The organism is Sinorhizobium fredii USDA 257 (assembly GCF_000265205.3).
GTDB classification, from domain to species: Bacteria; Pseudomonadota; Alphaproteobacteria; order Rhizobiales; family Rhizobiaceae; genus Sinorhizobium; species Sinorhizobium fredii_B.
Window position 1 is genome coordinate 5,279,301 of sequence record NC_018000.1, and the last position, 16,474, is coordinate 5,295,774.

The window sequence follows — 16,474 nt, forward strand, 5'->3', positions numbered from 1 at the left end:
CCGCGTTCGAGCGGGCGCGCGTCAAAATTTCAGGCCGGGTACGGCGAGCGGATTGTCGGTAAGCGCCTGCGCATCGGGGCGATCGACGCGCGGCTTGCCAGTGAAAGCATCGAATAGATCCCGCACGAAAGCCTCTTCCAAGCCCTTGGTGATCAGCACCATCCGCGTCCGGCGGTCGGCCGGGTCGGGCCAGGCGGCAAGCCGTTCGGGCGCGTGAAAGACGGTCTGTACGCCATGCAGCACCACCGGCCGCTCCGGCTTGTCCGCGACGCAAACGATCGCTTTCATACGCAACAGCTTCTCGCCATGCGCCGAGCGCAGGAGGTCGATGAACATCTCCAGCGCCATCGGCTCGATCGGTCGGTCGTGAACGATGCTGAACGAGCGGATGTCGGAGCCGTGGCGATTGACGTCGTGATGGTGGTGATGATGCCCATGATCATGATCATGATCATGGTCGTGATCATGATCCCCGCCGGACTCGTCCTGCAGCCAGCGGCCGACATCGGCGACCTTGGTCGACGGGTCGTAGAGGCCGCAGTCGAACAGTTCGGCGCGCCCGGCCTCTTCCCTGTCGGCGTCGATGATCGGCGCGCGCGGGTTGAGGTCCTTCAGAACATCTAACAATGCGTCGCGCTGTTGCTTGCTTGCGAGGCCGGTCTTGCTGATCACCAGCCGATCGGCGACGGCAACCTGCTTCCGGGCCTCGACGTGATTTGCGATCGTCTGCTCACCATTGACGGCGTCGACGACGCCGACCACGCCGTCCAGGCGAAAATTCTGGGCGATCACCGGATTGCCGAGGACCGATTGCAGCACCGGCGCCGGATCGGCAAGGCCGGTCGTTTCGATGACGACCCGCTTCAGCGGCTTGATTCGCCCGGTCTGCATTCGGTCCATCAGATCGGCCAGCGTGTCGACGAGTTCGCCGCGCACGGTGCAGCACAGGCAGCCGTCGGAAAGTTCGATCACCCCGTCGCTCGACGCCTCGACAAGCAGATGGTCGATCGACACATCGCCGAATTCGTTGATGATGACGGCCGTGTCGGCCAGCTGCGGGTCCTTCAGCAAGCGGTTCAGAAGGGTCGTCTTGCCGGCACCCAGAAAGCCGGTCAGGATCGATACCGGCACGACCGGCAATGGACCGTTCATGGAAAGACTCCGTTTTTGAATTGAGCGGGATGCGGGCGGACCTTACGTCCTTGTCCTCTCTAGAAGCTCGGGCGCGGCACCGGGACCGGGATATTGGCGACATCGCCCTGGCCGGCGACGTCGCTGCCCGCCTTGGCGGTCTTATCCCCGCTACCCGGAATAAGTCCGGCGAAGGCAAGCTTCAGCGGTCGGTCGATTTCGTGGATATAGGGCGAAAGCAGCTTCTGCCGGCCGGCCTCGTCGCGGCCTTCGCTGCGAACCTTCGCCGCCTGCTTGGAGCAGATCTCCTTGCTGACGTCGGCAACCATTTCGCGGCTTTCACCATAAGGCGCGATCGCGGTCAGCGACGGCTTTTCAGCGGCACTGGTCGTCAGTGCGATCTGCAGAAGCCGGGCCGACTCGTCGGCGCGGGCGCCGAGGCTGTCCTCGCCGAGCACCACGGATACGACGCTGCGGCCATCCCGGGTCGCCGACGACACCTGGTTGAAGCCCGACGCGCAAATGAATCCGGTCTTCATGCCGTCGGCACCTTCGAAGCGGCCGATCAGCATGTTGTAATTGGCATAGTCCTTCTTGCCGGTGGTGAAGCCTTCCAGCGAAAAATAGGACGCGTATTGCGGAAATTCGCGCTTCAGCGTGATCGCCAGAACGGCGAGGTCGCGCGCGGTCGTGTACTGGCCCGGGCCTGGCAACCCGTTGGCGTTGATGAAATGCGACGAGGTCATGCCGATCCGCCGCGCTTCCGCATTCATCCGATCGATGAACGCCTGTTCCGATCCGCCGACCGTTTCGGCAATCGCCACGGCCACGTCGTTGGCCGACTTGACGAGCATCATCTTCAACGCGCTGTCGAGCGTCATCGCCTGGCCGGGCTTGTAGAACATCTTGCTCGGCGGCTCGGACGCAGCGTTCTTCGTCATCACGACCGGGCTTTCCAGCGTCAGCTGTCCGGCCTTGATCGCCTGAAATGTCGTATAGGCCGTCATCAACTTCGTCAGCGACGCCGGATACCATTTCTGGAAGATGTCCTGATGCTCGTAGACTTTGAGAGTTGCGACATCGACGACGAGCCGCGGATTGGCCGACGCCGGAAGCGCCGCCGCCAATGCCGCACAAACACCGGCAAGGACGCCCATCGCTCCTACCCTGTTGCGCATCCTAAGTCGAACTGTCACCACTATCCTTAACCTCGAATTTCCGCAGTTGCCTCGTATCGTCCGGCTATTTAGCCTATATGGCAAGGAGATGGCAAAGCCATTCACCTGGCCTCGGGGCCATCCACCGAACAGACCCACAGGGAATCATCATGCCGATATTGAACCGTGCCGCCGAACTCCAGAACGAAGTGACCGAGTGGCGGCGCCATCTGCACATGAACCCGGAGCTCCTTTTCGCGGTGGAAAATACGGCAGCCTTCGTCGAAAAGAAACTGAAGGAATTCGGCGTTGACGAGATCGTGACCGGCCTCGGCCGGACCGGCGTCGTCGGCCTCATCCGCGGCAATTTCGGCTCGGGCCGCACCATCGGCCTCCGGGCCGACATGGACGCCCTGCCGATCACCGAGACGGGCGGCAAGGCCTGGTCCTCGACCACGCCCGGCAAGATGCACGCCTGCGGCCACGACGGTCACACGGCCATGCTGCTCGGTGCCGCGAAATATCTCGCCGAGACGCGCAATTTCGCCGGCAGCGTCGCCGTCATCTTCCAGCCGGCCGAGGAAGGCGGCGGCGGCGGCAACGAGATGGTCAAGGACGGCATGATGGAGCGCTTCGCCATCGAGGAGGTCTACGGCATGCACAACATGCCCGGCATGCCGGTCGGCCATTTCGGCAGCCGCGTCGGCCCTATCATGGCCTCCACCGACGAGTTCACCATTACGGTTAAAGGCCGCGGCGGTCACGCGGCACAGCCGCACAAGACCATCGACCCGATCGCCATCGGCGCGCAGGTCGTCAACGCGCTGCAGACGATTGCCTCGCGCACCGTCGACCCGCTCGCGTCGATCGTCGTCTCCGTCACCAAGTTCAATGCCGGCTTCGCTCACAACGTCATTCCGGAACAGGCGGTGCTGGCCGGCACGGTGCGTGCGCTGACGCCGCAGGTGCGCGACGTCGGCGAGGCGCGGATCCGCCAGATCGCCGAGAGCATTGCCGGCGCTTATGGCGCTACCGTCGACGTCTGGTACGGCCGCAACTATCCCGTGACGGTTAATCATGCGGAAGAGACCGGCCACGCACTTGCCGTCGCCGCGACGGTTGCCGGCGACGGCAATGTCAACGCCGCGCTCGACCCGATGATGGGCGGCGAGGATTTCTCCTACATGCTGCTTGCCCGGCCCGGCGCTTTCGTCTTCATCGGCAATGGCGAATCCGCCGGCCTTCATCATCCCGCTTACGACTTCAACGACGAGGTGATCCCGCACGGGATCACCTACTGGGTGAAGCTCGCGGAAACGCGGCTAGCCGCCTGAAAGACCTGAGCGGGGGGCAAATGCATCAGATCGACAAGACCGATCGCAGAATCCTGAACATCCTGCAGGCGGACGGGCGGATCACCAATCTCGAACTGGCGGACCGGATCGGCCTCTCTCCGACCGCCACGAGCGAGCGGCTGCGGCGGCTCCTGAAGGAAGGGTATGTGTCCGGCTTTGGGGCACGGCTCGATCCGCACAAGCTCGGCTTCGGGCTGCTGGTCTTCATCGAGGTAATGCTCGACAAGACGACGCCGGAAGTCTTCGATCAGTTCGCCGCCGCCATCAAACAGGCGCCAGCCGTGCTCGAATGCCACATGGTCGCTGGCGGCTTCGACTACCTCGTCAAGACCCGCTTCGAGGACATGGCTGCCTACCGCAATTTCCTCGGCCAGGTGCTGTGGACGCTGCCGGGCGTCAAGGAAACCCGCACCTATGCGGTGATGGAGGAAATCAAGAACGATGGGCCGCTGCCGCTCGTTTGACAGCAGCGGCCTATCGGGTCACGCCTTTATAGACGCCATGTCGATGACGAATCGATAGCGCACGTCGCTCTTCAGCACCCTCTCATAGGCTGCATTGATCTCTTGCATCTGGATAATCTCGATCTCCGAGACGATGCCGTGCTCGCCGCAGAAATCCAGCATCTCCTGCGTTTCCTTGATGGAACCGATCATGGAGCCGGAAATGCTGCGCCGCGCCGGCACCAGCGAAAAGGCATGGACCGGTACGGGGTTCTCCGGAATGCCGACGACCACGAAATCACCGTCGACCTTCAGGAGATTGAGATAGGCATTCCAGTCGATCTCGGTTCCTACGGTGCAGATGATCAGATCGAAGCTTCCAGCGAGCTTCTCGAAGGTCTGCGGATCGTTGGTTGCATAGTAATGGTCGGCGCCGAGTCTCAGCCCGTCTTCCTTCTTTGAAAGGCTCTGGCTGAGGACGGTGACGTCTGCGCCCATCGCATGGGCGAGCTTGACGCCCATGTGGCCGAGACCGCCCATGCCGACGATCGCCACCTTCTTTCCGGGCCCGGCTTTCCAGTGGCGGAGCGGCGAGTAGAGGGTGATCCCAGCGCAGAGCAGCGGCGCTGCCGCATCAAGCGGGAGGTTCTCCGGGATCGAAAGGACATAGCCTTCCTTGACGACGATGTGGTCGGAATAGCCGCCCTGGGTGGGAGTCTTTCCATCGGCCTCGACGCCGTTATAGGTCACGACCAGGCCCGGCATATAGTGTTCGAGATCGACATCACGGGTGGCACAGGTCGTGCAGGAATCGACGAAGCAGCCGACGCCGACCCGGTCGCCGAGCTTGAACTTCGTCACCTTCGAGCCGACCGCTCGAACGATGCCGACGATTTCGTGGCCCGGCACCATGGGGAAGGTCGCGTTTCCCCATTCATCGCGGGCCTGGTGGATATCGGAATGGCAGACGCCGCAATATTGGATGTCGATGACGACGTCGTCGTCACGCGGTTCGCGACGTTCGAAGGTGAAAGGGGCGAGCGGCTTCGATGCGTCCGTTGCCGCATATCCTCTTGCAATGGCCATGGGTCTTTCCTTCATGTCTGGGAATAGCGCGCCTAGGGAGGCATGGACCTCGGGCGGCAAGGCGGACTATGCTGTCCCGACGGCCGTTGCGTTAGTGCGATCCTGCAAAGTTTTTGCACAATCCTGCAAGAATGAATGAAACGCGGTGGCGGCATCGCGTTTTCGTCCTATCTGTGTCGCACCCCGCAAAGATCTAAAGCACTGGAAAGACCGCCGAATATGACCGTTACGACACCGACGCCGCGCCAGGAGATGATCGAGATCATTGCCCGAATTGCCGGGCACGACGGCGACCATCCGACCATCGTGCCTGGCCTCAGTGTTCACCGGCATTCGAGCTCCGCCAAGCCGAACTGTGCCGCCTATAAGCCGAGTCTGGCCATCATCGTCCAGGGCGCCAAGCGCGTCGTTCTGGGCGGGGAACTCTTCGTCTATGGAGCATCGGACTATCTGCTGACCTCGATCGACCTGCCGGTACTGTCGCAAATCTCGCTGGCTTCCAGCGAGGAGCCCTATCTCAGCATGAATTTTCAGATCGATACGGCGAAGATTCCGGCGCTTCTCGACAGGATCGGCGACCAGCCGGCGGGGTCGCCCGCCTCGCCGCGCGGCATGACGGTCAACAAGCTTACGACCGATCTGGAAGATGCGGCGCTGCGCCTGCTGCGGCTTCTCGATAGGCCCGTCGAGATGGCCGTCCTGTTTCCCCTCATCGAACAGGAAATTCTCTATCGGCTGCTGGTCGGGCCGCATGGGGCGAGGCTGCGGCAGATGACGACGGCCGAGAGCCAGCCACACCAGATCGGCCGCGCCGTCGCCTGGCTGAAGGAACATTATTCCCGGCCGCTGCGCATCGACGATCTGGCAAGCCGGGTCAGCATGAGCGTCTCCTCGCTGCATCATCATTTCAAGGCGATTACGGCGATGAGCCCGCTGCAATACCAGAAGCAGCTCCGCCTGCAGGAGGCGCGACGTCTGATGCTGGAGGAGCGCCTCGACGCGGGCGACGCCGGCCACCAGGTCGGCTACGACAGTCAGTCGCAGTTCAGCCGCGAATATGCCCGTCACTTCGGCGAACCGCCCGCGCGCGACATTGGCCGCGTTCGCCGCAGCCTCGTCGACCGCCTGACCGGCGAGGCGGAGATGCTGAGCGAAGGCTAGCCTTACCAACCCTCCTCAAGCACCTTTGCCAGCATGTCGGCGAAGAAGTCGGCGCTCTCGCGGCTGAGGCAGAGCGGCGGCTTGATCTTCAGCACGTTGAGGTGGTCGCCGGTCGGCTGCATGATGACGCCGAGATCAAGGAGACCGTTGCAGATTGCCGCTGTCTCTTCCGTCGCCGGCTCGAGCGTCTCGCGGTCGCGGACGAATTCGACACCGAGATAGAGCCCCATGCCGTGAACCGCGCCGACGATCGGGAACCGTGCCCGAAGCGCCTCGAGCCGATCCTTCAAGTGGTCGCCGACGGTGCGGGCATTCTCCTGCAGGGCCTCGTCATGCAGGATGTCGAGGACGGTTAGTCCGACGACGGAGCTCACCGAGCTGCCGCCGGCGGACGAGAAGAAATAGCCCTCCTCCTCCAGCGCGTCGGCGATCTCGCGGCGGGTAATCACGGCACCGAGCGGGTGGCCATTGCCCATGCCCTTGGCGACGGTGATGATATCCGGCACGACGCCCTGTTGCTCGAAGCCCCAAAAATAGTGCCCGAGCCGGCCATAGCCGACCTGCACCTCGTCGGCGATGCAGATGCCGCCGCGCGCCCTCACCATTGCATAAACGGCTTCGAGATAGCCGGGCGGCAGCGGTATGCCGCCGGCATTGCCGTAAACAGTCTCGCAGATGAAGCCGGCGAGGCTTCCCTCCTTCTCGTCCAGTTCCGCGAGCTTTGCAGCGACGGTGCCGACGTATTCACCCGTCGAGCTTTCGCCGCGATATGGCCCGCGATAGGTGTTCGGCGAGACGACCGGATGCACCCAGTCCGGCCGGGTGGTCAGGGCCTGCGGATTGTCGGCAATCGAGGTCGAGACCGCGTCGCTCGCCGCCGTCCAGCCATGATAGGCTTCCAGCAGAGAGAGAATGTTGCGCGCGCCGGAATGGGCCCAGGCGAGCCGTATGGCGAGGTCGTTGGCCTCCGATCCGCTGTTGACGAGGAAGACGGTATCGAGCCCTTCCGGTGCAAGCCCTGCAAGCCGCTCTGAAAACTCGGCGACCGCCGCGTAGTGAAAGCGCGAGTTCGTATTGAGCAGCGACCATTGCCGCCCGACCGCGGCGGAGATACGCGGATGGCCGTGGCCGACGATGGTGACGTTGTTGACCATGTCGAGATAGGCCCGCCCTTCGACGTCGAAGAGGTGCTCCTTCCAGCCGCGCTCGATTTCGGGCGGCTTCCGGTAGTAATTCTTCTGCGGGCGCGCGAAGTGGCGTTGACGCCGTTCCAGCAGCGCCCCCGCATCGGGCGCGGGCGCATCGCAATCGAAACCTAGGACATGCGCCGGCGACGGGCAAAGCCGACGCCAAGCCCCCGCCTGATGCGCGGCCGCGAAGGGTGGCGGATCGATTTCCCCGGCTGTGCAGAGTTGGACACGCATGAAACCGAGCGCCGTAGGGTCGGCGGGGATCGTTCCGATCCGGTCCCCTGCCTCGACGCTTCCACCGTCACCTCCTGCCGGCTCGATACCCAGCAGATGAAGGTGGAGGCCTTGTGCCGAGAGGATCAGCCTGCCACCGCGCTGGTGGAGTTGGCCGGCAAACGGGGCGTGAACTGCCGTCTGTCCGTGCAGGCAAAGGTCGACATGGAGGGCGAGGGTCTTGGGAGCCTTCGCCTGAACAAGCCGCGTTTCCGTCAGGCGGAACTCGCCGTAGCGGGTCGCAGCAGTGCCCGCCGCACGCGCCGCCGACTGCAGAAGCAGCGCCTCGGTGTCCTCATAGTGCCAGCGGTCGGCGGGCAGATGCGGTCCGAGCAACGACAGGTCGACAATCCCGACACGGCCCGGGTCGACATCCGGCAGCAGGCGGCCAGGCATCGGAAGGTCGGTCGGCAGCGCCTCCTTGCCGACGGCCTGACGGATTGCACAGTCCATAAGCTCGAAGGGAACGGAGACGGCGACATCGAAGATCTCGCGCTCGTGCGCGGCGTTGCCCTGGACATAGGCATTGTCCGGCTCGATCTCGAGCTGATGTTCAGAGCTGGCGACCAGAATGCCGGCTCTCGCGACGATCAGCGGCCAGAGCGCCTTGAGTTCCGCCTCCGTCAGCGGGCAGACCGCATGGAAAGCCTTGACCGCCGGCAGGATGCGGAAAGGATCGCCATCCGCGTGGTGAAGCAGCGACGCACAGGTAACGGCAAGATCCGCGACCAGCCAGCCCTTCAGCACGTCGCCGAAATCGATGACGCCCTCGGGAACGAGGCGGCCGCTCTTCTCCGCCCTGCTCACCACATTGTCGTCGGTGACGTCCTGATGGATCGCCTGCAGGCGGAGTTCCGGCATCAGCGGCTGCACACGGCGCATCGCACCCACCATCGCTTCGGCGATGCGCTTGCGCATATCGACGTCCGTCATCGCCGAAAGCAGCTGGAGCGCCACCGGACCCGCCCGCCGCAGATCCCATTGCAGTTCTCGCTCGAGTCCCGGATGATCGAAGTCCACGAGCGCCGCGGCGAGCCGGCCAGCGAGGTCGCCGAGGGCCGAAACGGTTTCTACCGAGAGATGCTTGCGGCGCGTCAGCGGCGTGCCCTCGAGATAGCTGAGCAGCCGGAACTGGTAGGTGACGTCGCGCACGACGGCCGTGACAATCTCGTCGCCATCGAGTGAAGCCACGACCCTCGGCACCAGCGGCGCATCGGCCTTGGCGCCCACATGCCGCAACGCCGCGTTCTGGGCCTCGAGCTCGACGCGCGCGTATTCCGCTCTCGCGATCTTCAGCACGAAGCGACCGTCGCCCGTGTCGACGCGATAGTTGCGGTCCTGCTGGCTGCCAAGCTCGACGAGTTCGCCCGAGAGGCCGTAGTGCTCCTGCAGGATCGCCTTCGCGTCGTCGGCCGACACGTCGGGCCTTGCGAGCTCAGTGCGGCGCTTCAGCGAGTCCTCTTCCATCATTCCGCTCCCGTCCATCTCAAGGATGTCTTTACGATGAAACGCCCTCGAGGCGATAGCGCGTGCCGGGATAGAGCAGCCGCGCGACCGTGACATTCCTGTTTTCCGACCAGGTTCGCCGACGGATCATCAGGCAGGGTTCGTTGCGGCCGATCGAAAGCAGCTTGCACTCCCAGGGCTGCGGCAACACCGCCTCGACGACCTGCTCGGTGCGGGTGATCGGTGCCACCTGCGTCAGGTAGGCATTGGGAGTCATGCTGGTGAAATCCTGTCCTAGGTATTCGGGACAGATCAGAGGGTTTACGAAACGATCCTCGATCTGGATCGGCACGCCATTCTCCGCGTGAACGATGATCGAGTGGAAGACGCGCGCCCCGGTCGCCAATCCCAGCGCAACGGCAATTTCAGGGTTCGCCGACCCTTCTTCGAGGAGATCGATACTGGAAGTATGACGGTGGCCCCGCTCTCGAATTTCGTCGGCAATGTTGCGGACTTCGAGCAGCGCCGTGCTGCCCTTGTGCGGAGCAACGAAGGACCCCACACCTTGCACCCGCGTGATCGCGCCCTCACTTGCCAGCTCGCGCAAGGCGCGGTTTGCGGTCATGCGGCTGACCCCTAGGTCGGCAACGATGTCGTTCTCAGAGGGGATGCGATGATGCGCTGGCCATTCGCCACTTTCGATGCGGCTACGGATGAACTGCTTCACCGCTTCGTAGCGCGGGATAGGCCCGTCCTCAAAGGCGGATACGTCGCTTTTGCGCTCCATTGACGTCATAAAATGCTCCGTTCGTCGGCACTGAACCGACATGCCGCCGGCAATTCAGGACTGTTTTCGACGATTTTGAGCTTGCGCGCCACCAGAAATATCTATAGTTCCATATACAACCACGTACAGGAGGAAGCATGCCTGCCTTTTCCGCTCACCGGCTTTTCGCCGAGCAGGCGCTTCTGTCGACGGGTTGGGCGGAAAACGTCGTCATTTCCATCGACAGTGACGGGTGCATCGCGGCGGTCGAAGCCGACCAGGCGACAGCTCCGGGCGACGAGCGAACCGCCGGTCCCCTCGTTCCGGCCATGCCGAACCTGCACTCCCACGCCTTTCAGCGCGCCATGGCCGGTCTTGCCGAAGTGGCGGGCAGCGGCGACGACAGCTTCTGGACCTGGCGCGAGGCGATGTACCGCACTGTCGGCCTTGTCGACCCGGACGACGTCGAGGCGATCGCCGCAAAACTCTATGTTGAAATGCTGAAGGGCGGCTTCGGCCGCGTCGTCGAGTTCCACTATCTTCACCACATGGCTGACGGCACCCCTTATGCCGATCCGGCGGAGATGTCGCTGCGCATCCTGAACGCGGCGCAAGCGACCGGCATCGGCCTCACGCACCTGCCGGTCTTCTACGCGCACGCCAATTTCGGCGGCGTGGCTCCCAATCCGGGCCAGCGCCCGTTCCTGCACGATGCGGATCGCTTTCTCGCTCTCCTCGAGCGGCTGGTTCCGGTCAGCGCCGAAGCTGGCGCCGAGCTCGGCTATGCCATCCATTCGCTGCGCGCCGCGACCCCTGACGAGATGCAACGGATTCTCGGCGCGGCTCCGGTTTCCGGACCGATCCACATCCACGTCGCCGAGCAGACCCGCGAGGTCGAGGATTGCCTCGCCTGGAGCGGCCGCCGCCCGGTCGAGTGGCTCCTTGACGAAATGCCGGTCGACCGGCGCTGGTGCGCCATCCACGCGACACACATGACGGCGGCGGAGACCGAACGCCTGGCGAAGTCGGGCGCGGTTGCCGGCCTCTGCCCGGCGACCGAAGCCAATCTCGGCGACGGCATCTTCCCGGCCACTCACTTTCTGGCCGCCGACGGGCGGTTCGGAATCGGCACCGACAGCCATGTGGCGACCAGCGTCGCGGAAGAGCTACGGCTCCTCGAGTATGGCCAGCGGCTGCGCGACCGCCGGCGCAATCGGCTCGCCGCCGGCCCGGGCGCTTCCGTCGGCCGAACGATTTTCGACGCCTCGCTCGCCGGCGGCGCCCAGGCGGCCGGCCTCGGCACGGCAGGTATCAGGGCCGGTGCTCGGGCGGACCTCGTCGTGCTCGACGGTGCCAATCCCTACATCGCCGCCGCCAGCGGCAATCGGATTCTGGACCGCTGGCTCTTTGCGCTCGGCGGCGAGACTGTCCGCGACGTCATGATCGCGGGCCAATGGAAGATCCGCAACGGACACCATGACCGGGAGGAAGACATCGACCGCGCCTTCGCGCGGGTTCTGACCAAGCTGAAATAGCGAACCATTCGACGATCAAAAAAAGGGGAATGCGCATGTCGATCAGCACAATGAAACTCACCTTCGCTGCCGCCGGCCTGATGCTGGCGGTCTCTACCGGCGCTGCCAATGCTTCCTATTGCGGCGATGGCAAGACCGTGACCTTCGCCGGCATCGATTGGGAAAGCGGCGCCTTCATCACCGAGGTCATGAAGACGATCCTCGCCAAGGGCTATGATTGCCAGGTCGATTCCATTCCCGGCAATTCCGTGACGCTGGAACAGGCGACCGCCAACAACGACGTGCAGATATTTGCCGAAGAATGGCTCGGCCGCTCCGACATCTGGAACAAGGCAGTGGAAGAAAAGAAGGTGGTTGCCATCGGCAAGACCTTCGTCGGCGCCAGCGAGGGCTGGTTCGTGCCCGACTATGTCGTCCACGGCGATCCGGCTCGCAATCTCGAAGCCAAGGCGCCGGACCTCAAGAGCGTTTCGCAGCTTTCCGATCCGAAGGTCGTCGAGGTCTTCGCCGATCCGGAGGAGCCGTCTAAGGGCCGCTTCCTGAATTGCCCCTCCGGCTGGACCTGCGAGGGCGTCAGCACCGCCAAGCTCGAAGCCTACAAGCTCGGCGAGGCCTATGTGAACTTCCGCCCCGGCACGGGCACGGCGCTCGATTCGGCGATCACCTCCGCCTATCTGCAGGGTGAGCCGATCCTCTTCTATTACTGGTCGCCGACCGCGATCATGGGGAAGTTCAAGCTCGTCCAGCTCGAAGAGCCGGCCTATAACGAAGCCTGTTGGAAGGAACTGAGCAGCGCCAACGGCAAGCGCGAGGAAGGCTGCGCCTTCCCCTCGGTCGACGTCGCCTACGGCGTCAACAGCACCTTCGCTTCGGAAGCACCCGAGATCGTTGCGATCCTGGAAAAGGCAACCTTCCCGCTCGAAGACGTCAACGGCAGCCTTGCCTATATGGTCGACAACAAGGTCGACGCGGCCGCGGCCGCGGCTGAGTTCCTGAAGACGAAAGCCGACATATGGGGCAAGTGGGTCTCCGACGAGGCCCGCGGCAAGATCGAGGCAAGCCTCAAGTAAGCCGAGTTTAACCCCGCATGCGTTCGCCGCGCCTTACCGTTCATGACGGAAGGCGCGGCGGCTCGCAGGCTGCCAAGCTGCCCGCGGTCAGGCGACAATGACCGCCAGCGGCTCTCTGAGCAAGGAACGGTTCCGATGTTTCCGGACTCTCTCAATCTTTCGATCCGCGCCCCGGTGAATGAGTTCATCCAGGCGCTCGTCACCAATTATGGCTGGGTGTTCAAGGCGATCAGCGGCGTCATCCTGAAGGCCGTGTTGTTCCTCGAATGGATCCTGCGCGGCCTGCCCTGGTGGCTTGTCATTCTCGCCTTCATGGCACTCGCCTGGCAGAGTTCGAAGCGCTGGACGCTGACGCTTGCCGTCGGTGTCCTCCTTCTCGCCGTCGGGGTGCTCGGTCTCTGGGACCTGACGATGCAGACTCTCGCCCTGATGCTGATGGCGACCATCGTCTCGGTGGTGATCGGCGTGCCGATCGGCATCCTCGTCGCCAAGAGCCGCGTCGTGCGCAACGTCACCCTGCCCGTTCTCGACGTCATGCAGACCATGCCGAGCTTCGTCTACCTCATCCCTGCGCTGATGCTCTTCGGTCTTGGCAAGGTGCCGGCGATCCTCGCGACCATCATCTATGCGGTTCCGCCGCTGATCCGCCTGACCGATCTCGGCATCCGCCAGGTCGATGGCGAGGTTGTCGAAGCGGCAACCGCCTTCGGCGGCAGCCCTACGCAGATCCTTTTCGGCGTCGAGCTGCCGCTCGCCACGCCGACCATCATGGCCGGCCTCAACCAGACGATCATGATGGCGCTGTCGATGGTCGTCGTCGCCTCGATGATCGGTGCACGCGGGCTCGGCGAACAGGTGCTGAACGGCATCCAGACACTCGATGTCGGCAAGGGCCTGGAGGCGGGCATCGGCATCGTCATTCTCGCAATCGTGCTCGACCGCATCACGCAGGGCTTCGGCAAGCCCCGGACGGAGGACGCCCGCAATGGCTGATATCGAAATCCGCAACGTCTACAAAATCTTCGGGCACGATGCGACGAAGGCGCTCGCCATGGTCAAGGACGGCCTGGACAAGGCCGATATCCTGGCCCGCTCCGGCTGCAGCATCGGTCTCAACGATGTCAGTCTGAAAATCGGCGCCGGCAAGATTTTCGTGATCATGGGGTTGTCCGGATCCGGCAAGTCGACTTTGGTGCGCCACATCAACCGGTTGATCGAACCGACGAGCGGCGAGGTCGTCTTCGACGGCAGCAACATCCTCGACCTCGACGCGAAGGCGCTGCGCGCCTTCCGCATGCGGCGAGTCAGCATGGTCTTCCAGAGCTTCGCCCTGATGCCGCACCGGACCGTGCTGCAGAATGTCGTCTACGGCCAGCGCGTGCGCGGCGTCTCGAAGGCCGATGCCCGCGAGATCGGCATGAAGTGGATCGAGACGGTCGGTCTATCGGGCTACGATGCGAAATTCCCGCACCAGCTCTCGGGCGGCATGAAGCAGCGCGTCGGGCTAGCACGGGCGCTCGCCGCCGATACCGACGTGATCCTGATGGACGAGGCCTTCAGCGCCCTCGATCCGCTGATCCGCAGCGACATGCAGGACCAGTTGCTGCAACTGCAGCAGAATCTTGCAAAGACCATCGTCTTCATCACCCACGATCTCGACGAGGCGCTGCGCATCGGATCCGAGATCGCCATCCTGAAAGACGGTCAGGTCGTGCAGGTCGGCTCGCCCGGTGATATTCTAGACAATCCGGCAAACGACTATGTCGCGCGCTTCGTCCAGCGCCGGCAGGGAAGACCCGAGAAGCATGACTAAGACGATCACCATCCATGGACCGCTGACATGGCGCGAGATCGCCGCCGTTGCTGACGGAGCCCACCTCGCCTTGGCCGAGCCGACGCGTCAGCGGATCATCGATGCCCGCCTGATCGTCGATGCGCTGGTCGAGCGCGGCATCCGCGGTTACGGCATCAATACGGGCGTCGGCGCGCTCTGCGATGTCGTGATCAGCCGCGAGAACCAGCAGGGCCTGTCGCGCAACATCATCCTGAGCCACGCCTGCGGCGTTGGCGACCCGCTCGCGCGAGCCGAAGCCCGCGCCGTGATGGCGGCGCAGATCGCCAATTTCGCGCACGGCTATTCCGGCGTTCGGATCGAGACGGTCGAGGCGCTGCTGGCGCTGCTCAACGCCGACATTATTCCGCTCATCCCCTCGCGCGGCTCGGTCGGCTATCTTACCCACGCCGCCGCCATAGGCCTGGTCTTGATCGGTCATGGCACGGCCATGCGCGGGGCCGAGAAGCTCAGCGGCAGGGAGGCGCTTGCCCGGGTGGGGCTGAAGCCGCTGAGGTTGCATGCGAAAGAAGGGCTCAGTCTCGTCAACGGCACGCCCTGCGCCACCGGTCAGGCGGCGCTGGCGCTGGCGCGCATGGAACGGCTCTTCGTCTGGGCCGATGCGGCCGCGGCGATGACCTATGAAAATCTGGGCAGCCAGGCCGAGGCCTTTGCCGAGGGCCCACTGGCACTGCGGCAATCGCCGGGCCTTCAGGCGGTCGGCAAGCACCTGCGCGACTGGCTGGCCGAGAGCCCGATGCTCGCCGAGACGACCCGCACGCAGGATCCTTTGAGTCTGAGAGCCGTTCCGCAGGTGCATGGAGCGGCGCGCGATGCCTTCGCTCAGGTCGCCGAGATCGTCGACCGCGAGCTTTCGAGCGTCACCGACAATCCGGCCGTCTCCGGCGCGCCGGAGGCTCCGCGGGTGCATTCGCAGGCCCATGCCGTCGGAGCGGCGCTCGGCCTCGCCATGGACAGTCTCGCCGTCGCCGCAGCCGAAGTCGCCGCGATTTCGGAGCGCCGCATCGACCGTCTGGTGAACCCGCTCGTCAGCGGTCTCCCGGCGTTTCTTGCCGATGACAGCGGCGTCTCCTCCGGTTTCATGATTGCCCAGTACACGGCCGCGGCCCTTGTCGCCGAAAACCGCCGGCTGGCAGCGCCGGCAAGCCTTGACGGCGGCATCACCTCTGCGCTGCAGGAGGACATCCTGACGCATGCTACGCCTGCCGCTTGGAAGGTCTTGTCGATCCTCGACAATCTCGAACGGATCCTTGCGATCGAACTGTTGGCGGCAACGCAAGCCTATGAAATGCAGCCCAGTTCCCGCGGCAGGGCACCGCGCACCGATGCACTTTATGGCCGCATTCGCGGAGCAATCTCAACCTACACCGACGACCGGCCGATGAACGAGGATTTCGACCGGATGTGCAACCTCATGCGAGGAGTGGCACCATGAAGATCCTGCGCTCTAACGACTACAGGCACATGCCCTGGAAGAACGGCGGTGGCGAGACTGTCGAAATCGCCGTATCGCCGGATCGTGCACCGCTTTCCGATTTCGACTGGCGCGTCAGCATGGCTACCGTTGCCAATGACGGCCTGTTCTCCAGCTTTTCCGGCATCGACCGAACGCTCTCCATCCTCGAAGGCGCCGGCATGACGCTGCTGATCGAGGGTCGGCCGCCGAAGCTTTTGACAACTGCCGATGCACCCCTCTCCTTTCCCGCCGATGTCACGACGTCGGCTAAACTCGCGAACGGTCCGATCACCGACCTCAATGTTATGACCCGCCGGCAGACGCTCAGGCATCGGGTGCGAAAACTCCATGTGGAGCATTCGCAACCGATCACCACCCACGCCCGGGAACTCGTTCTCTTCTGCCACCGCGGCAGCGTCGCGCTGTCAACCGAAGGCGTCTCTGCGACCTTGCACGCACTGGATACGGCGGTGCTCCAGCACCCCGTCGCTCTCACTCTGTCGGCCGACATCGCCTCCGAAGTCTTCCTCGTCGAGATCAGTTCAGCTTAGAG

The 16,474-nt window shown here is 63.8% G+C and carries 14 protein-coding genes; 9 read left to right on the forward strand and 5 right to left on the reverse strand.

Annotated features, from left to right (window positions below):
• Positions 1–21 precede the first annotated feature (21 nt).
• Both USDA257_RS24825 and USDA257_RS24830 read right to left on the reverse strand, forming a co-directional pair.
• A complete protein-coding gene (locus USDA257_RS24825; RefSeq protein ID WP_014765737.1) occupies positions 22–1,152 on the reverse strand; it encodes a CobW family GTP-binding protein in 1,131 nt (376 codons plus the stop codon).
• A gap of 59 nt (positions 1,153–1,211) precedes the next feature.
• A complete protein-coding gene (locus tag USDA257_RS24830; RefSeq protein ID WP_014765738.1) occupies positions 1,212–2,288 on the reverse strand; it encodes a D-alanyl-D-alanine carboxypeptidase family protein in 1,077 nt (358 codons plus the stop codon).
• 170 nt (positions 2,289–2,458) lie between these two features.
• Here USDA257_RS24830 and USDA257_RS24835 point away from each other — a divergent pair, with 170 nt between their 5' ends.
• Positions 2,459–3,622 (forward strand): M20 aminoacylase family protein, encoded by a 1,164-nt coding sequence (locus tag USDA257_RS24835; protein WP_014765739.1) that lies wholly within the window; start codon positions 2,459–2,461, stop codon positions 3,620–3,622.
• Between the two features lie 20 nt (positions 3,623–3,642).
• On the forward strand, positions 3,643–4,107 hold the full coding sequence (locus tag USDA257_RS24840) for an Lrp/AsnC ligand binding domain-containing protein (protein WP_014329579.1): 465 nt from the start codon (positions 3,643–3,645) through the stop codon (positions 4,105–4,107).
• Positions 4,108–4,125: 18 nt separating this feature from the next.
• Here USDA257_RS24840 and USDA257_RS24845 read toward each other — a convergent pair whose 3' ends face one another.
• The gene (locus USDA257_RS24845) at positions 4,126–5,172 is read right to left on the reverse strand and encodes an NAD(P)-dependent alcohol dehydrogenase (RefSeq protein WP_014765740.1); all 1,047 of its coding nucleotides are present in this window, start codon (positions 5,170–5,172) and stop codon (positions 4,126–4,128) included.
• Positions 5,173–5,391: 219 nt separating this feature from the next.
• On the opposite strand from USDA257_RS24845, the gene USDA257_RS24850 reads away from it, so the two are divergent.
• A complete protein-coding gene (locus tag USDA257_RS24850; RefSeq protein ID WP_041414645.1) occupies positions 5,392–6,333 on the forward strand; it encodes an AraC family transcriptional regulator in 942 nt (313 codons plus the stop codon).
• 2 nt (positions 6,334–6,335) lie between these two features.
• Here USDA257_RS24850 and USDA257_RS24855 read toward each other — a convergent pair whose 3' ends face one another.
• Positions 6,336–9,266, reverse strand: coding sequence for an aminotransferase (locus tag USDA257_RS24855; protein ID WP_174900818.1), 2,931 nt, complete (start codon positions 9,264–9,266; stop codon positions 6,336–6,338).
• 28 nt (positions 9,267–9,294) lie between these two features.
• Positions 9,295–10,038, reverse strand: a complete 744-nt coding sequence (gene hutC, locus USDA257_RS24860) for a histidine utilization repressor (RefSeq protein ID WP_014765743.1) — start codon at positions 10,036–10,038, stop codon at positions 9,295–9,297.
• Positions 10,039–10,166: 128 nt separating this feature from the next.
• On the opposite strand from hutC, the gene hutF reads away from it, so the two are divergent.
• The 6 genes from hutF to USDA257_RS24890 all read left to right on the forward strand — a co-directional run bounded on the left by hutF (position 10,167) and on the right by USDA257_RS24890 (position 16,472).
• Entirely contained in the window at positions 10,167–11,543 is a 1,377-nt protein-coding gene (hutF, locus tag USDA257_RS24865) for a formimidoylglutamate deiminase (protein WP_014765744.1), read from the forward strand.
• 35 nt (positions 11,544–11,578) lie between these two features.
• Positions 11,579–12,613: an ABC transporter substrate-binding protein gene (locus tag USDA257_RS24870; protein ID WP_014765745.1), complete on the forward strand. Its 1,035-nt coding sequence runs from the start codon at positions 11,579–11,581 to the stop codon at positions 12,611–12,613.
• A gap of 135 nt (positions 12,614–12,748) precedes the next feature.
• Positions 12,749–13,606: an ABC transporter permease gene (locus tag USDA257_RS24875; protein WP_014765746.1), complete on the forward strand. Its 858-nt coding sequence runs from the start codon at positions 12,749–12,751 to the stop codon at positions 13,604–13,606.
• Positions 13,599–14,426 carry a quaternary amine ABC transporter ATP-binding protein gene (locus tag USDA257_RS24880; RefSeq protein WP_014765747.1) on the forward strand — a complete coding sequence of 276 codons (828 nt, stop codon included), beginning with the start codon at positions 13,599–13,601 and terminating at the stop codon, positions 14,424–14,426. The genes USDA257_RS24875 and USDA257_RS24880 overlap by 8 nt, the downstream gene beginning before the upstream one ends.
• Positions 14,419–15,900 (forward strand): HAL/PAL/TAL family ammonia-lyase, encoded by a 1,482-nt coding sequence (locus USDA257_RS24885; protein ID WP_041414646.1) that lies wholly within the window; start codon positions 14,419–14,421, stop codon positions 15,898–15,900. Before USDA257_RS24880 ends, USDA257_RS24885 begins: the two co-directional genes overlap by 8 nt.
• Complete coding sequence (locus USDA257_RS24890) at positions 15,897–16,472, forward strand: HutD/Ves family protein (protein ID WP_014765749.1); 576 nt, start codon at positions 15,897–15,899, stop codon at positions 16,470–16,472. Before USDA257_RS24885 ends, USDA257_RS24890 begins: the two co-directional genes overlap by 4 nt.
• Positions 16,473–16,474: the final 2 nt, after the last annotated feature.

What these genes read in the sequence shown, in the direction of transcription:
- USDA257_RS24855 (WP_174900818.1), bottom strand. Translation starts at nt 9,266, where the DNA reads ATGATGGAAGAGGACTCGCTGAAGCGCCGCACTGAGCTCGCAAGGCCC.
- USDA257_RS24830 (WP_014765738.1), bottom strand. Translation starts at nt 2,288, where the DNA reads ATGGGCGTCCTTGCCGGTGTTTGTGCGGCATTGGCGGCGGCGCTTCCG.
- USDA257_RS24835 (WP_014765739.1), top strand. Translation starts at nt 2,459, where the DNA reads ATGCCGATATTGAACCGTGCCGCCGAACTCCAGAACGAAGTGACCGAG.
- USDA257_RS24850 (WP_041414645.1), top strand. Translation starts at nt 5,392, where the DNA reads ATGACCGTTACGACACCGACGCCGCGCCAGGAGATGATCGAGATCATT.
- USDA257_RS24825 (WP_014765737.1), bottom strand. Translation starts at nt 1,152, where the DNA reads ATGAACGGTCCATTGCCGGTCGTGCCGGTATCGATCCTGACCGGCTTT.
- USDA257_RS24880 (WP_014765747.1), top strand. Translation starts at nt 13,599, where the DNA reads ATGGCTGATATCGAAATCCGCAACGTCTACAAAATCTTCGGGCACGAT.
- USDA257_RS24885 (WP_041414646.1), top strand. Translation starts at nt 14,419, where the DNA reads ATGACTAAGACGATCACCATCCATGGACCGCTGACATGGCGCGAGATC.
- USDA257_RS24875 (WP_014765746.1), top strand. Translation starts at nt 12,749, where the DNA reads ATGTTTCCGGACTCTCTCAATCTTTCGATCCGCGCCCCGGTGAATGAG.
- USDA257_RS24890 (WP_014765749.1), top strand. Translation starts at nt 15,897, where the DNA reads ATGAAGATCCTGCGCTCTAACGACTACAGGCACATGCCCTGGAAGAAC.
- hutC (WP_014765743.1), bottom strand. Translation starts at nt 10,038, where the DNA reads ATGACGTCAATGGAGCGCAAAAGCGACGTATCCGCCTTTGAGGACGGG.
- USDA257_RS24870 (WP_014765745.1), top strand. Translation starts at nt 11,579, where the DNA reads ATGTCGATCAGCACAATGAAACTCACCTTCGCTGCCGCCGGCCTGATG.
- USDA257_RS24845 (WP_014765740.1), bottom strand. Translation starts at nt 5,172, where the DNA reads ATGGCCATTGCAAGAGGATATGCGGCAACGGACGCATCGAAGCCGCTC.
- USDA257_RS24840 (WP_014329579.1), top strand. Translation starts at nt 3,643, where the DNA reads ATGCATCAGATCGACAAGACCGATCGCAGAATCCTGAACATCCTGCAG.
- hutF (WP_014765744.1), top strand. Translation starts at nt 10,167, where the DNA reads ATGCCTGCCTTTTCCGCTCACCGGCTTTTCGCCGAGCAGGCGCTTCTG.